Here is a 17,513-nt window from a genome sequence, read left to right as displayed (position 1 = left end):
CTGGTGGTGGCGTGATGCGAATACGATCGGTCGACAGTGAGTCCCTCACGCCTGTTTTTGCGCTCTAGGTGATTGGAAGGCCTCCGGTTTCGACCGGGGGCCTTTTTCTATCTCGAGCCCGATCGCATTCGCATCACGCGCCTCCGCTTTTCTCTTGCACTCCCATTCCGAAAGGATTTTCACCATGTCTCAGAACACCACCGCCGCCCAACCCCGCACCGTCCAGACCGCCGACCGCGGCAAACTCGATGTCCGCGCCCTCGTCCTGCTCGCCATCCTGCTCGCCGCCGGCTTCATCCTCAACTTCACCGTCGGCAAGGCCATCTCGGGCATCTCGGGCGGCATGATCAGCCCCGAGTTTATCATCTCGGCCTTCTGCCTCACCATCCTGGTCATTCGCCCCAACATCGGCCAGGCGCTCGTCATTGGCCTCATCTCGGCTGCCGTGATCCAGATCACCACCACTTCGCCGTTCGTCGATTTTGCCGCCGAGGGCATCGCCGCCATGCTCATGGCCGGCATCGTCAACGCCGCCGGCAAGAACGGTCAGGTCAAGCCCGCGATCGCCATTGTCGCAACCTTCCTGACCACCTTTGTCTCCGGCGTCATCTTCATGGTCATCAAGATGGCCATGCTCGGCGTGGTGGGCGAGCTCGCCGCCGCTATGCTGCCCGTCGTCGCCATGACCGCCGTCTTTAACGCCATTCTGGTCGGTGCCCTCTACTTGCCCATCCAGAAGGCCCTTAGGCTCAATTAACCCGCTCGGCTTTACGAGCCACCCCATCTTGGCGTTCATTCGTCGCTCGCGTACCCAAGTACGCTTCGCTCCTCTTTCGCGCCAACCTGGGGCCCCTCGTAAAGCCGTCTCCGCACTCCACCAACAAAGACTGTCCCAAACAACTAGCTCTTGGGGACGTTCTTAAACGACCAGTCATTAAAGAACGTCCCCAATGACTATGAAAGGTATCCATGGAAACGATCATCAACGTCGACGATGTCTCGTTCTCCTATGGCACGCAGACCGAGCAGGCGCTCAGCCACATCTCGCTCAGCGTGAACAAGGGAGATTTCATCGGCATCATCGGGCCCTCGGGCGCCGGCAAGTCCACGCTTGCCGCTTGCCTGTCGGGTGCCGTGCCCCACCACTACACCGGCACGTTCTTTGGGTCCGTCATGGTTAACGGCCACGACACCTGCGAAGCCTCGCTCACCGACGTGTCGCAAATCGTCGGCAGCGTGCTGCAGGATATCGACACGCAGATGGTCGCCTCGGTCGTCGAGGACGAGATGCTCTTTGGCCTCGAGAACTTTGGCGTTCCCCACGACCAGATCGAGCAGCGCGTGAGCGAAACGCTCGAGACCGTCGGCATCAGCGACCTGCGCGACCGCGAGATCGCCACCCTCTCGGGCGGACAGAAGCAAAAGGTAGCCATCGCCGCCATCCTCGCCATGCGTCCGCGCGTCTTGGTTCTCGACGAGCCCACCGCGGCACTCGACCCCGCCAGCTCCACGTTGGTCTTCGAGACGCTGCGTGAGGCAAACCGCACACTTGGAATCACCATCGTCGTCGTTGAGCAAAAGGTCGCCCTGCTCTCGGAGTACTGCAACCGCGTGCTCGTGCTCAACCATGGCGAAATCGCGCTGCAGGGCGAACCACACGAGGTCTTCGCGCATACCGACGAGCTCCGTGCCATCGGCGTCGACTGCCCTCGCGTCACGCGTATCTTCAATAGCCTCGAGGCCGATGGCCTGGTAAGCGGTACCCCTTGCTTGGATGTCGATGAGGCCGAGCGCCTGATTTCGGGCATCGTCGACCCCGCACACGCGGCCAGCGAAGCCCAGGCGCCCGCCGGCTCACCGCACGCACCGTCGTTGCGCCCTCATGCCAAGGACGCCGAACCCGTACTCACCTTCGACCATGTTGAGTTTGCCTATCCCAATGGCGGCGCCGCCGTACACGACCTTAGCCTGACGCTCTATCCCGGCGAGCTCGTGGGCATCGTCGGCCAAAACGGTGCCGGCAAGACCACGCTCACCAAGCTGCTCACAGGCCTGCTCAAGCCCGCCTCGGGCAGCGTGCGCGTCACGGGACTGGATACCGCGGCCGTTCCCACGAGCCGCATCGCCCGCGAAGTCGCAACCCTCTTCCAAAACCCCGACCGCCAGATCTGCAAGGATACCGTACTCGACGAGGTCGCTTTTGGCCTGGAGCTTGCCGGCATCGACCGTGCCGAGGCTCTGCGTCGCGCTCGACTCGTTATCGACCGCTTTGGCCTGCCTGCCGATGAGGCACCTTTCTCGCTTTCGCGCGGCCAGCGACAAATGGTGGCGCTTGCCTCCGTCGTAGTGGTTGAGCCCAAGATCGTCGTGCTCGACGAGCCCACGAGCGGCCTTGATTACCGCGAGTGCATGACCGTCATGGAAACGGTGCGCACCATGGCCGAGCGCGGCTGCGCCGTTATCATGGTCTGCCACGATATGGAAGTCGTCTCGGATTTTGCCGAGCGCATTGTGGTAATGGCCGACGGTCGCATCCTCGACCGCGGCCGCACGCACGAGCTATTCTCGAACATCGATCTCATGCAGCGTGCCTATGTTGAGCCGCCCCAGGTTATTGAACTCTCGCGCCGTCTGGCATCTTCCGTCTCGCCCGCTTTTGCGCAGGTGAGCGAGGTCACCGATGTCGTTCGCATTACCAAGGAGATGGTCCGCCGTGGTTAACGTCATCGACTACATGCCGGGCGACACACTGCTGCACCGCTTGAACCCGGTCGTCAAACTGGGCCTTGCCGCCGCCATCATCATCGGCATCTTCCTGTCCGACACCTACGTGGCGCTGTTGGGCTTTTTGGCACTCACCCTCGCACTGGGCGCCTATGCCGGTGTCGTCGACCGTCTGTTCTCGTTGCTCAAGTTGCTGATTCCGCTCGCGCTTATCATGCTGGTGCTCCAGCTAGCCTTTATGCGCGATGGCAACGTGGTGTGGGGCTTTATCACCGACACGGGCCTCATCACGGGATCGAAGGCCTGCCTGCGCCTGCTGGGCGTGGCGTTACCACTCATCCTCATGCTCATGGTGACCAAGCTCAACGACCTTGCCAACGCCTGCGTCGAGGTGCTGCACGTGCCGTATCGCTATGCCTTCACCTTTACCACGGCGCTACGCTTTGTGCCGGTGTTTGGTCAGGAGATGAACGCCATCATGGAAGCGCAGACCGCACGCGGCGTCGAGTACGACACCAAGAACCCCATCAAGAAGCTTAAGCTCATGCTGCCACTGTGCGTGCCACTGCTCATCTCGAGCGTGGGCAAGACCGATGCCACAGCCTTGGCGGCAGAACAGCGCGGCTTCTATCTGCGTACACGCGCCAGCTCGTACAAGCGCTACCCCATCAAGGGCCTGGACATCGCCGTGCTCATCGTCAGCATCGCCCTCATCGCCATCGGCTTCCTGTTCTAGTTCACCACCGACAGCAACCACCCAACGCAAAAGGCCTCGGCTCGCACCAAACGAGCCGAGGCCTTTACTGTTTCACCAGATAAAATCTACCAAAATTAACCTGTCCCTTTTTTGGCAGGTCGGAAGCTAGAGGCGGTAGGGAGCGCCGCTGCGGATGATGGATTCGCGCACCAGGACATCCATGGCATCGAGGGTGATCTCGGGCATCTCTCGATACTTCTGCAGCACCGATAGCTCGGTGCAGGCCAGAATGACACGGTCGCAGCCGCTACGGGCGAACTCCCACATCACGCGGTCGAACTTATCCATATCGGGCTCACGTCCGGCCTTCACATCATCGTAGATAAGCGACATCACATCGTTCTGACGTTTCTCGCTGGGATAGACGACCTCAACACCCGCAGCCTCGCATTCGCGGCCGTAGACGCCCGCGCCCACGGTTCCGTCGGTGCCCATAATGCCAATCTTGTGCACCGGCTCGGCCGGCATACTCAGGTTGGGGTCGAACTCGCACTCCCCCATCACCGCACCCGCAAGGGCATAGCGCACCGACTCACGCGGCATGTGGATAATCGGCACCTTCGTAAACGACTGGATCTGGTCGTAGAAGTAGTGCGACGTGTTGCAGGGAATGGCAATGTGCGCACAGCCCAGCGACTCGAGTGCCTGGGCACACTCTTTCATGGTCGCCAGCAGCTTGGCATGCTCGCCGGTCTTAATGGCAAGCGTGCGGTCGGGCATGGTCGACTTGGAGAGCACCACCATGTCGATATGTTCCTGATCGCAGGCAGCAGCCGTATGGCGCACCACCTGGTCGTAGTAATACGACGTGGCCTCGGCGCCCATGCCGCCGATAACTCCCAGCTTTTCCATCGCCGCCTCCTTGGTGACGCTTGCGCAATTGCGCGTATCATACCCGCGCCCGCCCGATGTAAACCGGACGGGCGCCGCACTCATCTACTTGTAATACGTCTTGAACAGCTTAAAGTGGCGCAGCTTGGTGTGCCACATGCGCAGCCAGCGGTTAAAGACAAAGTCGCCCTTCATAAACGAAGGGTCGGCGCCCTTGCCTTCCTTGTCCAGGCGATGCACCTTAGCGCGCAGCTCGGGATCCTTGACGTACTTGTCGACGACCCCCATGGGAACGACCATCCACAGCGCCTCGTCCTGCGCCGTCACAAACTCCGGCTCAAACGGGCGGTTGAACACATACTCGTCCACCACATACTTGGCAACGTTAAAGCCGCTGTTAGTGACGTAGTAGTTGCTGCGACCTTGGCGCGTGTTGAAATCGAAGAACTTAAACGAGCCGTCGCGCTCGTCGTACTTAACGTCAAAGTTGGAATAGCCCACAAAGTGAAGGTCCTCGAGCAACTTGCGCACGCCGCCCATGAGCTCGTCATTGGGCTCGGTGATGATACAGGCGTGGTTGCCGACACCGTGAGGCTGATGCTCCTCGAGCAGCACGTGACCCAGGCACATCATGCGCACCTTGCCGTTGCGGTCGGAATAACTGGTGAGCACGCGCATGTACTCGTCATTGCCGGGCACGCGATCCTGCAAGATCAGGTCGTCGGTGTAGCCGCTGGCATACGAGTCACGAATGACCTGTTCCAGCTCGGCACGGTCGGCAATCTCATAGGCCTTTTTCTGGCCCTCGAACTCGTGCTGCCACCACATGATGCCGTCAGAAGGCTTCAGAATCATCGGGTAGGGAAAATCGATCTGGTCGAGCACTTCGGCAGGCGCCTCGCCTTGGGCGTTCAGCATCGCCATGGTGAAGGTAAAGGTATGCGGATAGGGCACGCCATGCTTCTCGCACAGCTCGTAGAAGATCTCCTTCTTCTGACACTGCTCAAGCATGCTATAGGGAGCGTAAGGCGCGACGATGTTATCCGCCAACTCATGGGCATCCTTGGCCTGAGCCACGAGGGCAACATAGTTATCGCCACAGCCCACAAGGACAATCGTCTTATCGGCATGCGCTTGGGCAATGCCGTTGACGGTCCTGAGCATCACGGACATGGTATCGATATCCACGTTGGGCGTGTAGTCGATAATCTGGCTGCGGTACGCGGGACCCGTCTGATACTTGCCAAAGACCAGACTCTTGACCTGGTACTCCTCATAGAAGGCGCGCGCCACCGAATAGGCGTTGATGTCGCCACCGAGCAGCACGGGAATGAACTCGCGCTCTGTAAACTGCAATGCCATGGAAACTTCCTATCATGAACTGCCCACACAACGGGGCGGTCTTTGCGCAACTGATTTATTCTAGCGTGCCAAGCCGCCGGCGCCCAAAGCTCCACCGTATCTATGGCAATCGACGTAATCGTCCAGCATGAAATCCGCCCTCGCCGTGATGGGACCCTGTAGTTGCAAAACCCCACATGAGGCGACTTTTGATAAAAAAACCCTCTCGACAGGGTTCCGTAACGTTAAAGTTGAACTCTATGGTTTCTCAACAATTCATCATAACTGCAGGTCAAAGCCAAAGCCTCAAGTTCAACTTGACCCTTTGGAACCTTTAAGGTTCAAGTTGAGGTCGAAAGCAGTAGTAGAATACCGTTCGAACCATAACCTACGATTGATTGCAGAGGGACTGGATGCAGCATTCGAATCATCGCACCGCAGCGCTCATTGCGTCGAAGCCGGCTCGTATCATCACGAGCGCCGCGCTCGCCGTTGCGCTGACGGCCACGCCGATGCTCTCCCCCGTTGCGGCGTATGCCGCCTCGCAGGCAACGCAGGACCAGCTTTCCGCAGCCCAGCAGAAGATCGAAGCCGCCACGAGCGCCTACAACGACGCCCGCACCAAACTCGATGACCTGCAAAAGCAGATTGACTCCAATGAGGCAAGCATCGAGGAAATCGAGGCTAAACTTCCCGAGCAGCAGGCCAAGGCAAGCTCCGCCATGCGCGATCTGTACAAGTATCAGAAAGGCACCAATCCCATCGTGAGCTTCCTGGTCAATGCGCAGAGCCTGGGTGAGTTCATCACGACCTGCAAATACACCAACCAGATCACGAGCTCGAGCGTCGACGAGATCGAAGAGCTCAATAATATGCAAACCGAACTCGAGCAGAACAAGGCCGAGCTCCAGCAGGCCAAGTCACAGCTTGAGGCAGAGCAGAAAAACGCCGAGGATGCGCTGGCGCAGGCCCAGCAGCTCCGCAGCGAGGCACAGGCAAAAGCCGAGCAGGAAAATGCCGCCGAGCTTGCCAAGCTTGAGGCCGATAAGGCCGCTGCCGCCGAGAAGCTCTCGGGCGAGGGCGTAAGCGGCGGCAATTCCAGCAGCCAGGCCACCAACACCAACACCACCATAGACACCACGGTGAACAACTCCAATACCGGTAGTTCCGATTACGATTCGTTCATTAATGAGTGGACGAGCCGCATCGACAATTATCTCGCCGGCTCCCCCATGGCAGGCCAGGGCTATAACTTTGCCGTCGCCGCTTGGAATACCGGTGTCGACCCCCGTTGGTCCCCCGCCATCGCCTGCATCGAGAGCACCAAGGGTGCTTATTGCGCCAATTCTTACAACGCCTGGGGCTGGAGTGCCCGTGGCGGCGGTTGGCGCAGCTTTGGCAGCTGGAGCGAGGGCATCTCCGCTCACGTTGCCTATCTGGGCGCCAACTACGGCTCCACCCTTACCCCGGCAGCGGCCAAAAAGTACTGCCCGCCCACGTGGCAGGACTGGTACAACAAAGTCGCCACTCAGATGAACCGCATCTAGGTGCAACTGCAAAGGGCCCCAATGGGGCCCTTTTCTTTTAGGTAGCGGAGGTATCGACGACGCCGGTCGCATTGGCAACCGCGACTATGACGATCATGCATAGGAGCAGCACACCCAATGCCTTGAGCCAGAGTTTCGCGAGTTTCTTGCCGCGATAGCTGTCGAGCAGTACGAATCGCCGACGAAGACGGCGCTTATCGAGCAGCGCAAAATGCATAAGCACCATAAGGCCATCAACAAAGAAAAAATACTCGATTATGAGAAGCCACGTCGGGTAGCCTTGGTTTGCTCCCGTGGGGTGAAAGACGGCAAAGTGACTTCCGGCAAAGAACACAAGTAGCGAGAAGCAGACAAGCGTATTCCAAATGCGCCCCAGAGACTCCGGAACGCGAGAGAGCAGACCGCATGCAGCGGAGGCGGCAGGCCTAGGAAGCCCTGCGGGGTTCTGGAGCCCTTGGGGCGTCAACACCGTCTCCGAGGCCGGAGTACGGACAGGCGCAGGCGCAGGAGGCCGCACGGGGCGACTCAGATCGTATGCCGCGCGCGTAGCCCGTCCCAACGCTTCCGCACTCGCAAAACGCTTAGCCGGGTCGAGCGCCATCGACATGCAGATGACATCGGAAAGTGGAGTGGGAATGCCACGCGCCTCGCATTGCTCGCGCATGTCGAGCCCTGGTTTAGGGTCGATTCCCGTCAAGCAGAAGAACAACAGGGCGCCAAGTGCGTAGACGTCGCTGCGCACACTCGTCTGCCCAAACCCATACTGCTCGGGCGGCGCATAGGGTCGCGTGCCAAACTTGACGGTGTCGGCATCGGCGCCATCGCGCCATACGCGCGCGATCCCCAAGTCGATAATCACCAGCGATGAAAACGTCAGGCCCTCATCGAGCGTACAGTTCGCACCCGTCACGATGATATTCGACGGTTTGAGGTCGCGATGGATCACCGGCGCCGACGTCTCCCCCGCCATTGCAAAACCGGCGTGGAGCTCGCCCACGGCATCGCATAGGGCAGGATACAATTCACGCGCATAATCGGGGGTGGCTCCCAGACGGTCCACCAGCACCCCGAGCGTCTCCCCTTCGATGTATTCCATAACCACGTTGAGCTCGTCGCCCACACGACGACAATCGACGATTCTGGGCAGGTGCTCAAAACGCCTGCCTGCCCGCTGGGCGGCAAACAGACGCTCGTATGCCCCGCCGATTTGAGCCGAAGCATCGATGCGTTTACGGACAAAGGGGCCGAGCGAACCACCGCCGGTTCCTTCAAAGTACACGAGCTCGGTTGTTTCAACGGACGAGCGCTTAAGTACACGCTCCACGCGATAGCTGTCGTCGCGATCGAGCGACGCCAGATGTTCGGCAAGCGCTGCGGTCAGCTCGTCATCGGAATATGTTGTGGTCTGAGTATCCATAGCCTCCATCATAGCGCAGGGCGCAGACACCCCATGGCATCCGCGCCCCGTTCGCTTGCATCGTTGTTCGGCAGCTCCGCCGGCTCAGATATCAGCCGCTAACTCACCGTCTCCTCGCCAAAGCGATACAGCTCCTCGTTGACCTTTTGGAGGCTGCACCCGCGATCGATGCAAAAGATGATAATCGCATCACGGCGATCCTTGCAGTTGAGGACGCTTACCCCGGCAGCCGTCAGTGCACGGTTGGCCTCTTTGAGCGTCAGCGCCATCGCAAAGGCAATCTGCAGCACCTTATTGCGACTCGGATTGCGCGAACCAGTAAAGATCTGATAGCCAAAGGTCTCGTTGAGGTCGGCCATACGCACCACGCGCGAACGCTCCAAGCCCTTTTCCTGCAGCAGCTGCTTCAGGTAGTCCGAAAGCGACGGGGCGGCAAAGTCGTGCTCCCTGATATAGCCATCGATGTTCGGCGCATCGAGAAGCTCATTGAGCAACTCCTCGGTCAGCTTTTTATCGGGCATACGACTTCACCTCCCCCAGTGCATGCAACATGCTAGAAACCGCTTACGTCCGAACGCTCCCAGCTAGCAACCTGGTCGGGAGACACCGTACCCAGCGCCTCGAACTTCCAGGAGCCGCCCGCCTTCAGAAGATTGGTGTTTGCAAGAGCCGTTCCAACCTGGTTGCCATCGGCATCATACAGAACATACTCAATCTGAATGTAGCTCTTTTCCTTGTCCGTGTTATTGGTCAGCGTGCCCGTGATCTTATAGGCAAACTGATTGGAGGTGTCTTCAGCCTCGTCAGCAATGGTATACGGTTCTTGCGGTTCTTTTTGCTCCTCAGCCTGCTGTGTCGTCTCGGCAGATTTTGCCGAATCGCTCGCAGACGAATCGGTTGAATTGCCACCCATAGAGCCCACGGCACCGACGATAACCAGCACCACGATGACGCCTAGGACAATCTTGCCGATCGGCTTCTTTCCCTCTTTTGCCATTATTCATCCTTCCTACGATCCGGCTACCGTGCCGGCACACAGCACATCGTAGGAAGGATTGAATTTGAATTCATTAGCTGAGAGCTAAGGTTGCGGTAAACGGCCAATGCAGCTATCCAGACGCCGAGCAAACGCACTTTGCGTGACCGTCTGCTGGCAGCGCATCAACCCACCGTGACGGATTTCCCGGTAAAGGCACTGATCATCAACAGGGCAAAGAACACCAGGTAGCTGACACTCAGCGGGTACGCAATGATCAGGAATACGACCCAGCCGACATTGGTTTTACCGTCGGCACGGCGTTGCCCGCGATTGCGGCAGAGCCAAATCGTCACGCCGATGGCAGTGATAAACAGTACGAGTGCCGCCGCAGCCAGCCCAGCAAGCACAAACATCACGCCAATGCTCACAGCAATGACCGGAAGTAGCAGCAAACCACACCCGCATCCACCCGGACTATATACGGCAGATTGCCGACGTCGCCTCATCGTCACTCCATCACAAGCAATCGTTTGTAGACATCGAGGCCCTTGAGTAGGATTTCCTCGTCAAAGAGCATGGTATCGGTATGCAGGGCGCTCGTGGCATAGGCGGGACAGCCATCCGAATCGATCGGATTATCTTGTCCCTCCGGCACGCCCGTACCCAGGAGGAAGAACACACCTGGCAGATGGCGCTGATAGAAAGCGAAGTCCTCGGCAATCAGCAAAGGCTCATCCACGAGTTGCAGCTCGGACAAGACAGGCGCAATGTGGGCGAACAGCACGGGGTCGTTATCGACCGGCGGATAGCCCTCGGCAAAGTCGAGGTCGTACGTACAGCCTGTTGCGGCGCAGGCCTCGTCCAACACGCGGCGCACGCCCTCACGCGCACGGTCGAACATGTCGTCCGTAAACACACGTAGGCTGCCGGCAACATGGGCCTCCCCCGCCACCGCATTGCAGACGGTGCCGGCCTGCAGCAGGCCGAACTTACCAATGCAGGGCTCGTCGACACCCAACTCGTCCATGAGCTCGCGCTCGGAAACCAAGAACTTGGCAGCCGCCAGCGCCGCATCGTGCGACTCCTCGACCGGAACGCCATAGGTCTTAGCGATATGGATGCTCGTGCCATGGATATGAATGTGTGTCTCACTCGAACGCGCCAGCAACGGACCGGAGCAGCTCGCCAACGTGCCGGCGGGCAGATCGGGCCACACGTGGAAGCCGAAGATGCGATCCACCCCGTAGCGCTCGAACACGCCGCTCTCGCACACCGTCTTGGCACCACCAGTCGTCTCCTCGGCCGGCTGAAACACAAAGAGCACATTGCGCTTAATGGCGCCCGGCTGCTCACGGATCGTACGGTCGACAAAGGTTGCCGCCGAAAGCGCCATGGCCATGTGTCCATCGTGCCCGCAAGCATGCATCTTGCCGGGATGGGTCGAAGCGAACGCTGCCCCCGTTGCCTCGGCAATGGGCAGCGCATCCATATCGGCGCGAATCGCCGTGGCATGCGCGGCGCCAACGCCAGCGTCGAAGAAAGCGCAGACGCAGCCGGGGCACGGATGGGTCACCTCGCAGGTGAGCGGTGCCAACACGCCCTCGATATAGGCGATCGTCTGCGGAAGATCGAAGTCGAGCTCCGGGATCCTGTGCAAGTCGCGGCGGTAGCGACGGAGTTCTTGGAGCTCGGCCATATTGGTTCCTTTCGTAGGTGCGCGTCGGCTGCTATCTATTGTGCCGCAAGATTGCTACACCCTTATTTCCAGCATATCCCTGCATTTTTTAAACGTTATATACGAATACTCTTGTTTGGTAAAGTGCAACGTGGTAGGGTCGTTACCACTTGATAGAGGCGCGGGCACGAAGAACCGCGGGTGAGCCGGCAGGCTTTGACCCCGTGGGGAGGCGAAACCCGCCGAACTGGGCTTTTCGGGCACGAACAACCTGGTGGGCCTGCGGGAAACACCCGCAGGACTGTCTGCAGCAATGCGGGAGCGCTATCCGGACATTGGGTCCACGCTATGCGGATTCGATGCGCAGATGGCGCCGTCTGGATAGCGAGGTTTACGGGACATGGCATTAACCCCCAACGAGGCATATGCGGCCAAGCAGCCGTTTGTGGACAAGAAGACGCTCGAGCATATCGTCGAGCAGTTCCCCACGCCATTTCATCTATATGACGAGGCGGGCATCCGACGCAACATGCAAGAGGTGCGCGACGCCTTCGCATGGAACCCGGGCTTTAAGGAATACTTTGCCGTCAAGGCCAATCCCAACCCGGCGCTCATCTCCATTCTCAACGAATACGGCTGCGGCTGCGATTGCTCGAGCTATACCGAGCTCATGATCGCCCGCTCGCTGGGTATCACGGGACACGACATCATGTTCTCATCCAACGACACGCCGGCAGCGGACTTTGAGCTCGCCGACAAGCTGGGCGCCATCGTCAACTTTGACGACATCAGCCACATCGAGTTCTTTGAGCGCGTCGCAGGCCCCATCCCCAAGACGGTCAGCTGCCGCTTTAATCCGGGCGGTCTGTTCCAGCTCTCCAACGGCATCATGGACAACCCCGGCGACTCCAAATACGGCATGACCACCGAGCAGCTCTTCGAGGCCTTTCGCACGCTCAAGGCCAAGGGCGCCGAAAACTTTGGCATCCACGCATTCCTTGCCAGCAACACCGTCACCAACGACTACTACCCCAAGCTCGCGCGCATCCTCTTTGAGCTTGCCGTGCGCCTGGAGCGCGAGACCGGCGCACACGTCGCCTTTATCAATCTGTCCGGCGGCGTCGGCATCCCCTACCTGCCCGAGCAGCAGGCCAACGATATCCATGCCATCGGCGAAGGAGTGCATGCGGCCTACGACGAGATTCTGGTTCCCGCCGGCATGGGCGATGTGGCAATCTGCACCGAGATGGGCCGCTTTATGATGGGCCCCTACGGCTGCCTGGTCACCAAGGCCATCCACGAGAAGCAAATCTACAAGGACTATATCGGTGTCGACGCAAGCGCCGTCGATCTGATCCGCCCTGCCATGTATGGCGCCTACCACCACATTACGGTGATGGGCCAGCCGGGTGGCTCCGACAAGACCGCGGCGCCTGTCACAAACACGTACGACATTACGGGCAATCTGTGCGAGAACAACGACAAGTTCGCCATCGACCGCGAGCTACCGCGGGTCGACATGGGTGATGTGCTCGTGATCCACGATACCGGCGCGCATGGTTACTCCATGGGCTACAACTACAACGGCCGTCTGCGCTCCGCCGAGGTGCTGCTGCGCCCCGACGGCTCGGCCGACCTTATCCGCCGCGCCGAGCGCCCGGGCGATTATTTTGCCACGCTCGACGTGTTGCCGAGCGGCCGAGAGCTGCTGGCCAAGTCGCGCGCCGAAAGCGCTCGTCGTCGCGCTCAGGACGAGCGCCTGGCCGTCGCCGTCCAATGGAACAAACGCATCCAGATCGCGGAAGCGAAGGAGAAGAACATGGATATCCGCAACCTCGAGGGCTCGATCGTCGCCCTTGTTACGCCGTTTAAAAAGGACGGCAGCGTCGACTTTGACGCACTCGAGCGCCTTATCGATTTCCACCTGCAAAATGGCACCGACGCCATCCTCACCCTGGGCACCACCGGCGAGAGCGCCACGATGACCGATGACGAGGACAACTCCGTCGTCGCCGCCGTGGTCAAGCAGGTTGCAGGCCGCGTCCCCGTCATCGCCGGCTCGGGCTCCAACTCCACGCAAACCATGCTCACCAAGTCGCTCACCTATCAGGGCCTGGGCGCCGACGGCCTGCTGCTCATTACCCCCTACTACAACAAGTCTAATGAAGAGGGCATCTACCAGCACTTTAAGACCGTTGCCGATGCCGTAGATATCCCCTGCATCCTGTACAACATCCCCGGCCGCTGCGGCTGCGGCATCAGCGAGCGCAACGTAGAGCGCTTGGCCGCGCACCCCAACATCATGGGTATTAAGGAAGCCTCGGGCAACGTCGCCTACGCGGCCAAGATCGCCCACCTGCTGTCCGACGACTTCCGTATGTACTCGGGCGAAGACACGCTCACCGTGCCGCTCATGAGCCTGGGCGCCTCGGGCACCATCAGCGTGTGGGCCGATGTTCAGCCGCAGCTCGTGCACGACATGTGCCGCGCCTATCTGGACGGCGACGTGGAGCGCGCCCGCGATATCCAAATTGCCGGCCAGCCGCTCATCAATGCCCTCTTTAGCGAGGTCAACCCCATCCCCGTCAAGGAGGCACTCGCCCAGATGGGCATGATCGAAGCCAACTACCGCATGCCGCTGTGCCCCATGGCCGATAACACGCGCGCCGCACTTACCGATGCTCTGAAGGGAGCTGGTCTGCTTGATTAAGACCGTCATTATGGGAACGGGCCGCATGGGCTCGCTCATCCACACTACCGCCGAGGGCATTGTCAACGCCGCTGGAGAGCCCGTTTTTGATATCGTGGCCCAGATCGGTTTTGACCTGTCCGAGCTCGAGAGCACCCCGGCAGCCGACGTCATCATCGACTTCTCGAACGTCGTGACCTTCGATGCCGTCGTCGCCTATGTCGAGCGCACGGGCGCGGCGTTAGTCTCGGGCACCACAGGCTACACCCCCGAGCAGATGGACCGCCTGCGTGAGCTGGGCCAGAACGCCCGCGTTATGCACTCGGGCAATTACTCCATCGGCATCGCAGCCCTGCGTCATCTGGTAGCACAGGCCACGCGCGAGCTGCCCGGCTTTGACTGCGAAATCGTCGAGACGCACCATAACCAAAAAGTCGATGCCCCCAGCGGCACCGCAAAGCTGCTGCTCGACGCCGTCGTCGAAGCCGAGCCCGAGGCAGGCTACCACCCCGTCTATGGCCGCGAGGGCATGTGCGGAGCGCGCGACCCCAAGGAAATCGGCATGCACTCGCTGCGCGGCGGCACCGTAGCCGGTGTGCACGAGGTGGGTTTCTTTGGCCAGGACGAGGAAGTCACGCTCACCCACCGCGCCACGAGCCGTCAGATCTTTGTCAACGGCGCCCTGGCAGCCGCGCAGAAGCTCGTCGCCCGTGAACCCGGCTTCTATACGTTCGACCAGGTCATGTTTGCCTAACCAGGTATCAACCGAATCCGCCCAAAGGAGAGATAGCAAATGAGCAACGCAGCCGAGATGGATGCACAGGAGATTATCGACTACATCGCCACCGCGCCCAAGAAAACGCCCGTCAAACTGTACGTGCGCGAAAAGCCGGGCATGAAGGTCCAGTGGGGCAATGCGCACGTCTACGGCGGTCGTCGTGGCAAGACCGTCTTTGGTGACTGGGATGAGCTCAAGGTCATCCTCGATGCCAATGCCGACTCCATCGACTACTACGACGTCGAGAATGACTGCCGCAACTCCGCCGTCCCCATGCTCGACCTTAAGGGCATCAATGCCCGCATCGAGCCGGGCGCAATCATCCGCGACCGCGTCGAGATCGGCGACCGCGCCGTCATCATGATGGGCACCATCATCAACATCGGCTCCGTTATCGGCGAGGGCTCTATGATTGATATGGGCGCCGTCCTGGGCGGCCGCGCAACCGTGGGCAAGAACTGCCATATCGGCGCCGGCACCGTACTGGCAGGCGTCGTTGAGCCTGCGAGCGCCACGCCCGTCATCATCGAAGATGATGTCATGATTGGCGCCAACGCCGTGGTCCTGGAGGGCGTGCGCGTGGGCAAGGGTGCTGTCGTTGCCGCCGGCGCCGTATGCGTCGAGGACGTCCCCGCCGGCGCCGTCGTGGCCGGTGTCCCCGCCCGCGTCATCAAGATGCGCGATGAGAAAACCGACAGCAAGACCGGCCTCGAAGAGGGACTACGTCAGCTTTAATAGTTACGCGGTTTTACCAAGAAGGCCGAAGCCCCAAAGGGCTTTGGCCTTTTCGTTACGGTCAATCTACTCGAGCCGCTATCGATTCTCGATGCTGCCGATATTCTTGAGCTCGATGGAGATGAGGCCGTTGGGTTCGTTGACGAACTCGATGTACTCGGAGTTCGAGCCCATCTCGGCCGGAAAGCTGATCTCGATGCCCGTATCGGTACGAATCTTGTGGTTGCGCACGGCCGCGCGTTCGACCTGCTTGCGCTCCACGGGCACACGCTCAGGCACCTTCTCCTCAGTCAGTGCCGCGCGCACGCTCTCCTTGATAACCGGTTCGTCCTCAAAGACCTCATCGACGATATCCCAGGGCGGCAGCTCCTCGTCATCCTCGACTTTCTCGGCGACGGCAGCCTTAACCTTGGCGAGCGCCACGGCCGTATTGGCACCGTGCTCCTCGGCGACTTCCTCGACCACACGCGTCACGGTGTCGATGACCTCCTTGCCTGATACGCCCGTGTCGCACTGCAGCAGGCCATCGGGGATAAGCATACGGTCCTCACCGGCAATCTTGCGCTTCTTGTCCACGTAACCGATCTCCATGGTGCTCGCACGCACGATGGCATAGCTCGGCACCTTTTGCGAGGGGTTCGGCAGAATGGCGTAGTGGCGCGCGATGTCGTTGCGCACCTCTCCCTCCTCGCGGCCCACTTCGTGCATAAAAGCCTGCTTGGAGCCCAGCAGCATCACGGCAAACCAGCGGGCATCCTCATCGTCGTCAAAATCGGCCACGAGCACGTCGGTGGACTCGGCTTTCTCGGCTTTGGTGAGCTCGGAGGAGATAAACTCCGCAATCTGCTGCGACAGGTCCACGAACTCGCGCTCGCCAAAGAAATAGCCCTTGAGCTCGCCGCCAAACGCAGAGTTCTCGGCAAACGTGGCGCGTTTATTGTCGGCCGAGGTACGTGCGCGGCGCAGATGCGTGGTCACGAAGTTGCGCACGGTACGACTCTCGATATCGAGCTCGCGCTGGCTCATAACGTTGACGGCAGAGTCAAAGTCCAGGATATGCAGAATCGCGTGATTGATTTTCATATACGGCATTCCGTTCTAGATCGATTTCGGCACGAACCAGTATAGCGGTCGAGCCCTCCCGAGCGCATCGAAGATTGGTGCATCGGGGACAGGTTGCTTTGCACCAATGGCTAGCGCAGAAGCTCGGACTGCCAAGCCTCGAGCTGTTCTGCCAGACTCTTACCGGCAGTGGACATGTCGATCTGGGGTCGTTTGGGCAGCAGCGCGCATTTAAGGATTGCCACGATGGTCTGCGAGACAAAGCGTCGCGTATCCTTGTCGAAACCTTGCGCAGCCTGGAGCATCACGGGCAGGCTCTCGCGCAGATTCCCAGCGATATCCGCAAACCGCTCAGCACCCGTAGCCTCAAACACGGAGAACAATGCATCTACAAAACGCTCGCGCTCGGCAGGCCCCACTGCAAGCAGCATCTCGCGAATGGAGCCATCAACGTATCGAGCACCGGCGGACAGGCGCTCACAGTACACGAAGTCGCGACCATCAACCACCCAGCTAAAGGGATTGTGCTGCAGCAGGCTGAACTCGGTGCTCTCAACGATGGCATAGTCCTCCTGTGTCTCGAACATCATGCCAAAGATCGACGACCGAGGTAGCGTCTTATCGATGCGGCCGGAAAGATCGGCAAAGGCGTTGCCGTTCAGGAACTCCTCGACGAAGCCAGGACCATCATGGGAATACACCCGTTCGATTCGCTCACGGGCGACATCGGAGCACATCGCCGCACCGTACACCGCAAGGTTTCCACCCTTGGAATGACCTCCGCACAAAAGCGGCCCGTCAATCGCGTCCGCCGCCTCGTCTACATAACGCGCCGCGGATTCCTGGGCCGGCACAGGACACCGGAACGCCATGTTAAAGTCCTCTTTCCAGCCCACAATCGTACTGTCGGTCCCCCGGAAGGAAAGATAGCTAAACCTGAGTAATCGCCCTCTTTGACACCGGCGATATTGAGCCCGG

At 59.9% G+C, this 17,513-nt stretch carries 16 protein-coding genes and 1 riboswitch; of the genes, 7 read left to right on the top strand and 9 right to left on the bottom strand.

Translation table 11 applies throughout. From position 1 onward, the window contains the following. Nucleotides 1-184 precede the first annotated feature (184 nt). The 3 genes from DWZ52_RS07900 (at nt 185) to DWZ52_RS07890 (ending at nt 3,460) form a co-directional block, all read left to right on the top strand. Nucleotides 185-757 (top strand): hypothetical protein, encoded by a 573-nt coding sequence (locus DWZ52_RS07900; protein ID WP_118385274.1) that lies wholly within the window; start codon nt 185-187, stop codon nt 755-757. A 212-nt stretch (nt 758-969) separates the two neighbouring features. Then, the gene (locus DWZ52_RS07895; RefSeq protein WP_118385273.1) at nt 970-2,721 is read left to right on the top strand and encodes an ABC transporter ATP-binding protein; all 1,752 of its coding nucleotides are present in this window, start codon (nt 970-972) and stop codon (nt 2,719-2,721) included. After that, nucleotides 2,714-3,460 (top strand): energy-coupling factor transporter transmembrane protein EcfT, encoded by a 747-nt coding sequence (locus DWZ52_RS07890; protein ID WP_117786650.1) that lies wholly within the window; start codon nt 2,714-2,716, stop codon nt 3,458-3,460. Before DWZ52_RS07895 ends, DWZ52_RS07890 begins: the two co-directional genes overlap by 8 nt. Before the next feature lie 126 nt (nt 3,461-3,586). Here DWZ52_RS07890 and DWZ52_RS07885 read toward each other — a convergent pair whose 3' ends face one another. Both DWZ52_RS07885 and DWZ52_RS07880 read right to left on the bottom strand, forming a co-directional pair. Next, nucleotides 3,587-4,333, bottom strand: a complete 747-nt coding sequence (locus tag DWZ52_RS07885) for an aspartate/glutamate racemase family protein (RefSeq protein ID WP_055287235.1) — start codon at nt 4,331-4,333, stop codon at nt 3,587-3,589. Nucleotides 4,334-4,417: 84 nt separating this feature from the next. Next, nucleotides 4,418-5,674 (bottom strand): ATP-grasp domain-containing protein, encoded by a 1,257-nt coding sequence (locus DWZ52_RS07880; RefSeq protein ID WP_117779280.1) that lies wholly within the window; start codon nt 5,672-5,674, stop codon nt 4,418-4,420. A gap of 392 nt (nt 5,675-6,066) precedes the next feature. On the opposite strand from DWZ52_RS07880, the gene DWZ52_RS07875 reads away from it, so the two are divergent. After that, nucleotides 6,067-7,200 carry a glucosaminidase domain-containing protein gene (locus tag DWZ52_RS07875; protein WP_118385272.1) on the top strand — a complete coding sequence of 378 codons (1,134 nt, stop codon included), beginning with the start codon at nt 6,067-6,069 and terminating at the stop codon, nt 7,198-7,200. A 37-nt stretch (nt 7,201-7,237) separates the two neighbouring features. On the opposite strand, the gene DWZ52_RS07870 is transcribed toward DWZ52_RS07875, so the two are convergent. From DWZ52_RS07870 to DWZ52_RS07850, 5 genes are all read right to left on the bottom strand, one after another. After that, nucleotides 7,238-8,617, bottom strand: a complete 1,380-nt coding sequence (locus DWZ52_RS07870; RefSeq protein ID WP_158572431.1) for a protein kinase — start codon at nt 8,615-8,617, stop codon at nt 7,238-7,240. Nucleotides 8,618-8,715: 98 nt separating this feature from the next. Beyond that, entirely contained in the window at nt 8,716-9,138 is a 423-nt protein-coding gene (locus tag DWZ52_RS07865; protein WP_117583918.1) for an XRE family transcriptional regulator, read from the bottom strand. 32 nt (nt 9,139-9,170) lie between these two features. Beyond that, nucleotides 9,171-9,614 carry an FxLYD domain-containing protein gene (locus DWZ52_RS07860; protein WP_118385270.1) on the bottom strand — a complete coding sequence of 148 codons (444 nt, stop codon included), beginning with the start codon at nt 9,612-9,614 and terminating at the stop codon, nt 9,171-9,173. A 164-nt stretch (nt 9,615-9,778) separates the two neighbouring features. Continuing rightward, a complete protein-coding gene (locus DWZ52_RS07855; protein WP_117583917.1) occupies nt 9,779-10,048 on the bottom strand; it encodes a hypothetical protein in 270 nt (89 codons plus the stop codon). A gap of 56 nt (nt 10,049-10,104) precedes the next feature. Continuing rightward, nucleotides 10,105-11,292 (bottom strand): N-acetyldiaminopimelate deacetylase, encoded by a 1,188-nt coding sequence (locus DWZ52_RS07850; RefSeq protein ID WP_118385269.1) that lies wholly within the window; start codon nt 11,290-11,292, stop codon nt 10,105-10,107. 145 nt (nt 11,293-11,437) lie between these two features. Then, nucleotides 11,438-11,606: riboswitch (Lysine riboswitch) on the top strand. 65 nt (nt 11,607-11,671) lie between these two features. Between DWZ52_RS07850 and dapA the strand changes: the two genes are divergently transcribed. From dapA to dapD, 3 genes are read left to right on the top strand one after another with little or no spacing between them, the layout of a single operon-like run. Continuing rightward, nucleotides 11,672-13,981, top strand: coding sequence for a 4-hydroxy-tetrahydrodipicolinate synthase (gene dapA / locus DWZ52_RS10130; protein ID WP_118328650.1), 2,310 nt, complete (start codon nt 11,672-11,674; stop codon nt 13,979-13,981). Further along, on the top strand, nt 13,974-14,714 hold the full coding sequence (gene dapB, locus DWZ52_RS07840) for a 4-hydroxy-tetrahydrodipicolinate reductase (protein ID WP_233545886.1): 741 nt from the start codon (nt 13,974-13,976) through the stop codon (nt 14,712-14,714). The genes dapA and dapB overlap by 8 nt, the downstream gene beginning before the upstream one ends. A gap of 39 nt (nt 14,715-14,753) precedes the next feature. Next, nucleotides 14,754-15,473 (top strand): 2,3,4,5-tetrahydropyridine-2,6-dicarboxylate N-acetyltransferase, encoded by a 720-nt coding sequence (dapD, locus tag DWZ52_RS07835; protein WP_118066067.1) that lies wholly within the window; start codon nt 14,754-14,756, stop codon nt 15,471-15,473. A gap of 78 nt (nt 15,474-15,551) precedes the next feature. On the opposite strand, the gene DWZ52_RS07830 is transcribed toward dapD, so the two are convergent. Both DWZ52_RS07830 and DWZ52_RS07825 read right to left on the bottom strand, forming a co-directional pair. Beyond that, on the bottom strand, nt 15,552-16,556 hold the full coding sequence (locus tag DWZ52_RS07830; RefSeq protein WP_022094136.1) for a nucleoid-associated protein: 1,005 nt from the start codon (nt 16,554-16,556) through the stop codon (nt 15,552-15,554). 110 nt (nt 16,557-16,666) lie between these two features. Next, nucleotides 16,667-17,513: Mbeg1-like protein (locus DWZ52_RS07825; protein ID WP_118385286.1), on the bottom strand; the 847-nt coding region annotated here is incomplete at its 5' end.

It is taken from the genome of Collinsella sp. AF33-16 (assembly GCF_003475325.1).
Lineage (GTDB): Bacteria > Actinomycetota > Coriobacteriia > Coriobacteriales > Coriobacteriaceae > Collinsella.
Note: the sequence above shows the minus strand (reverse complement) of the source record. Positions and strands in the feature narration are given on the sequence as shown.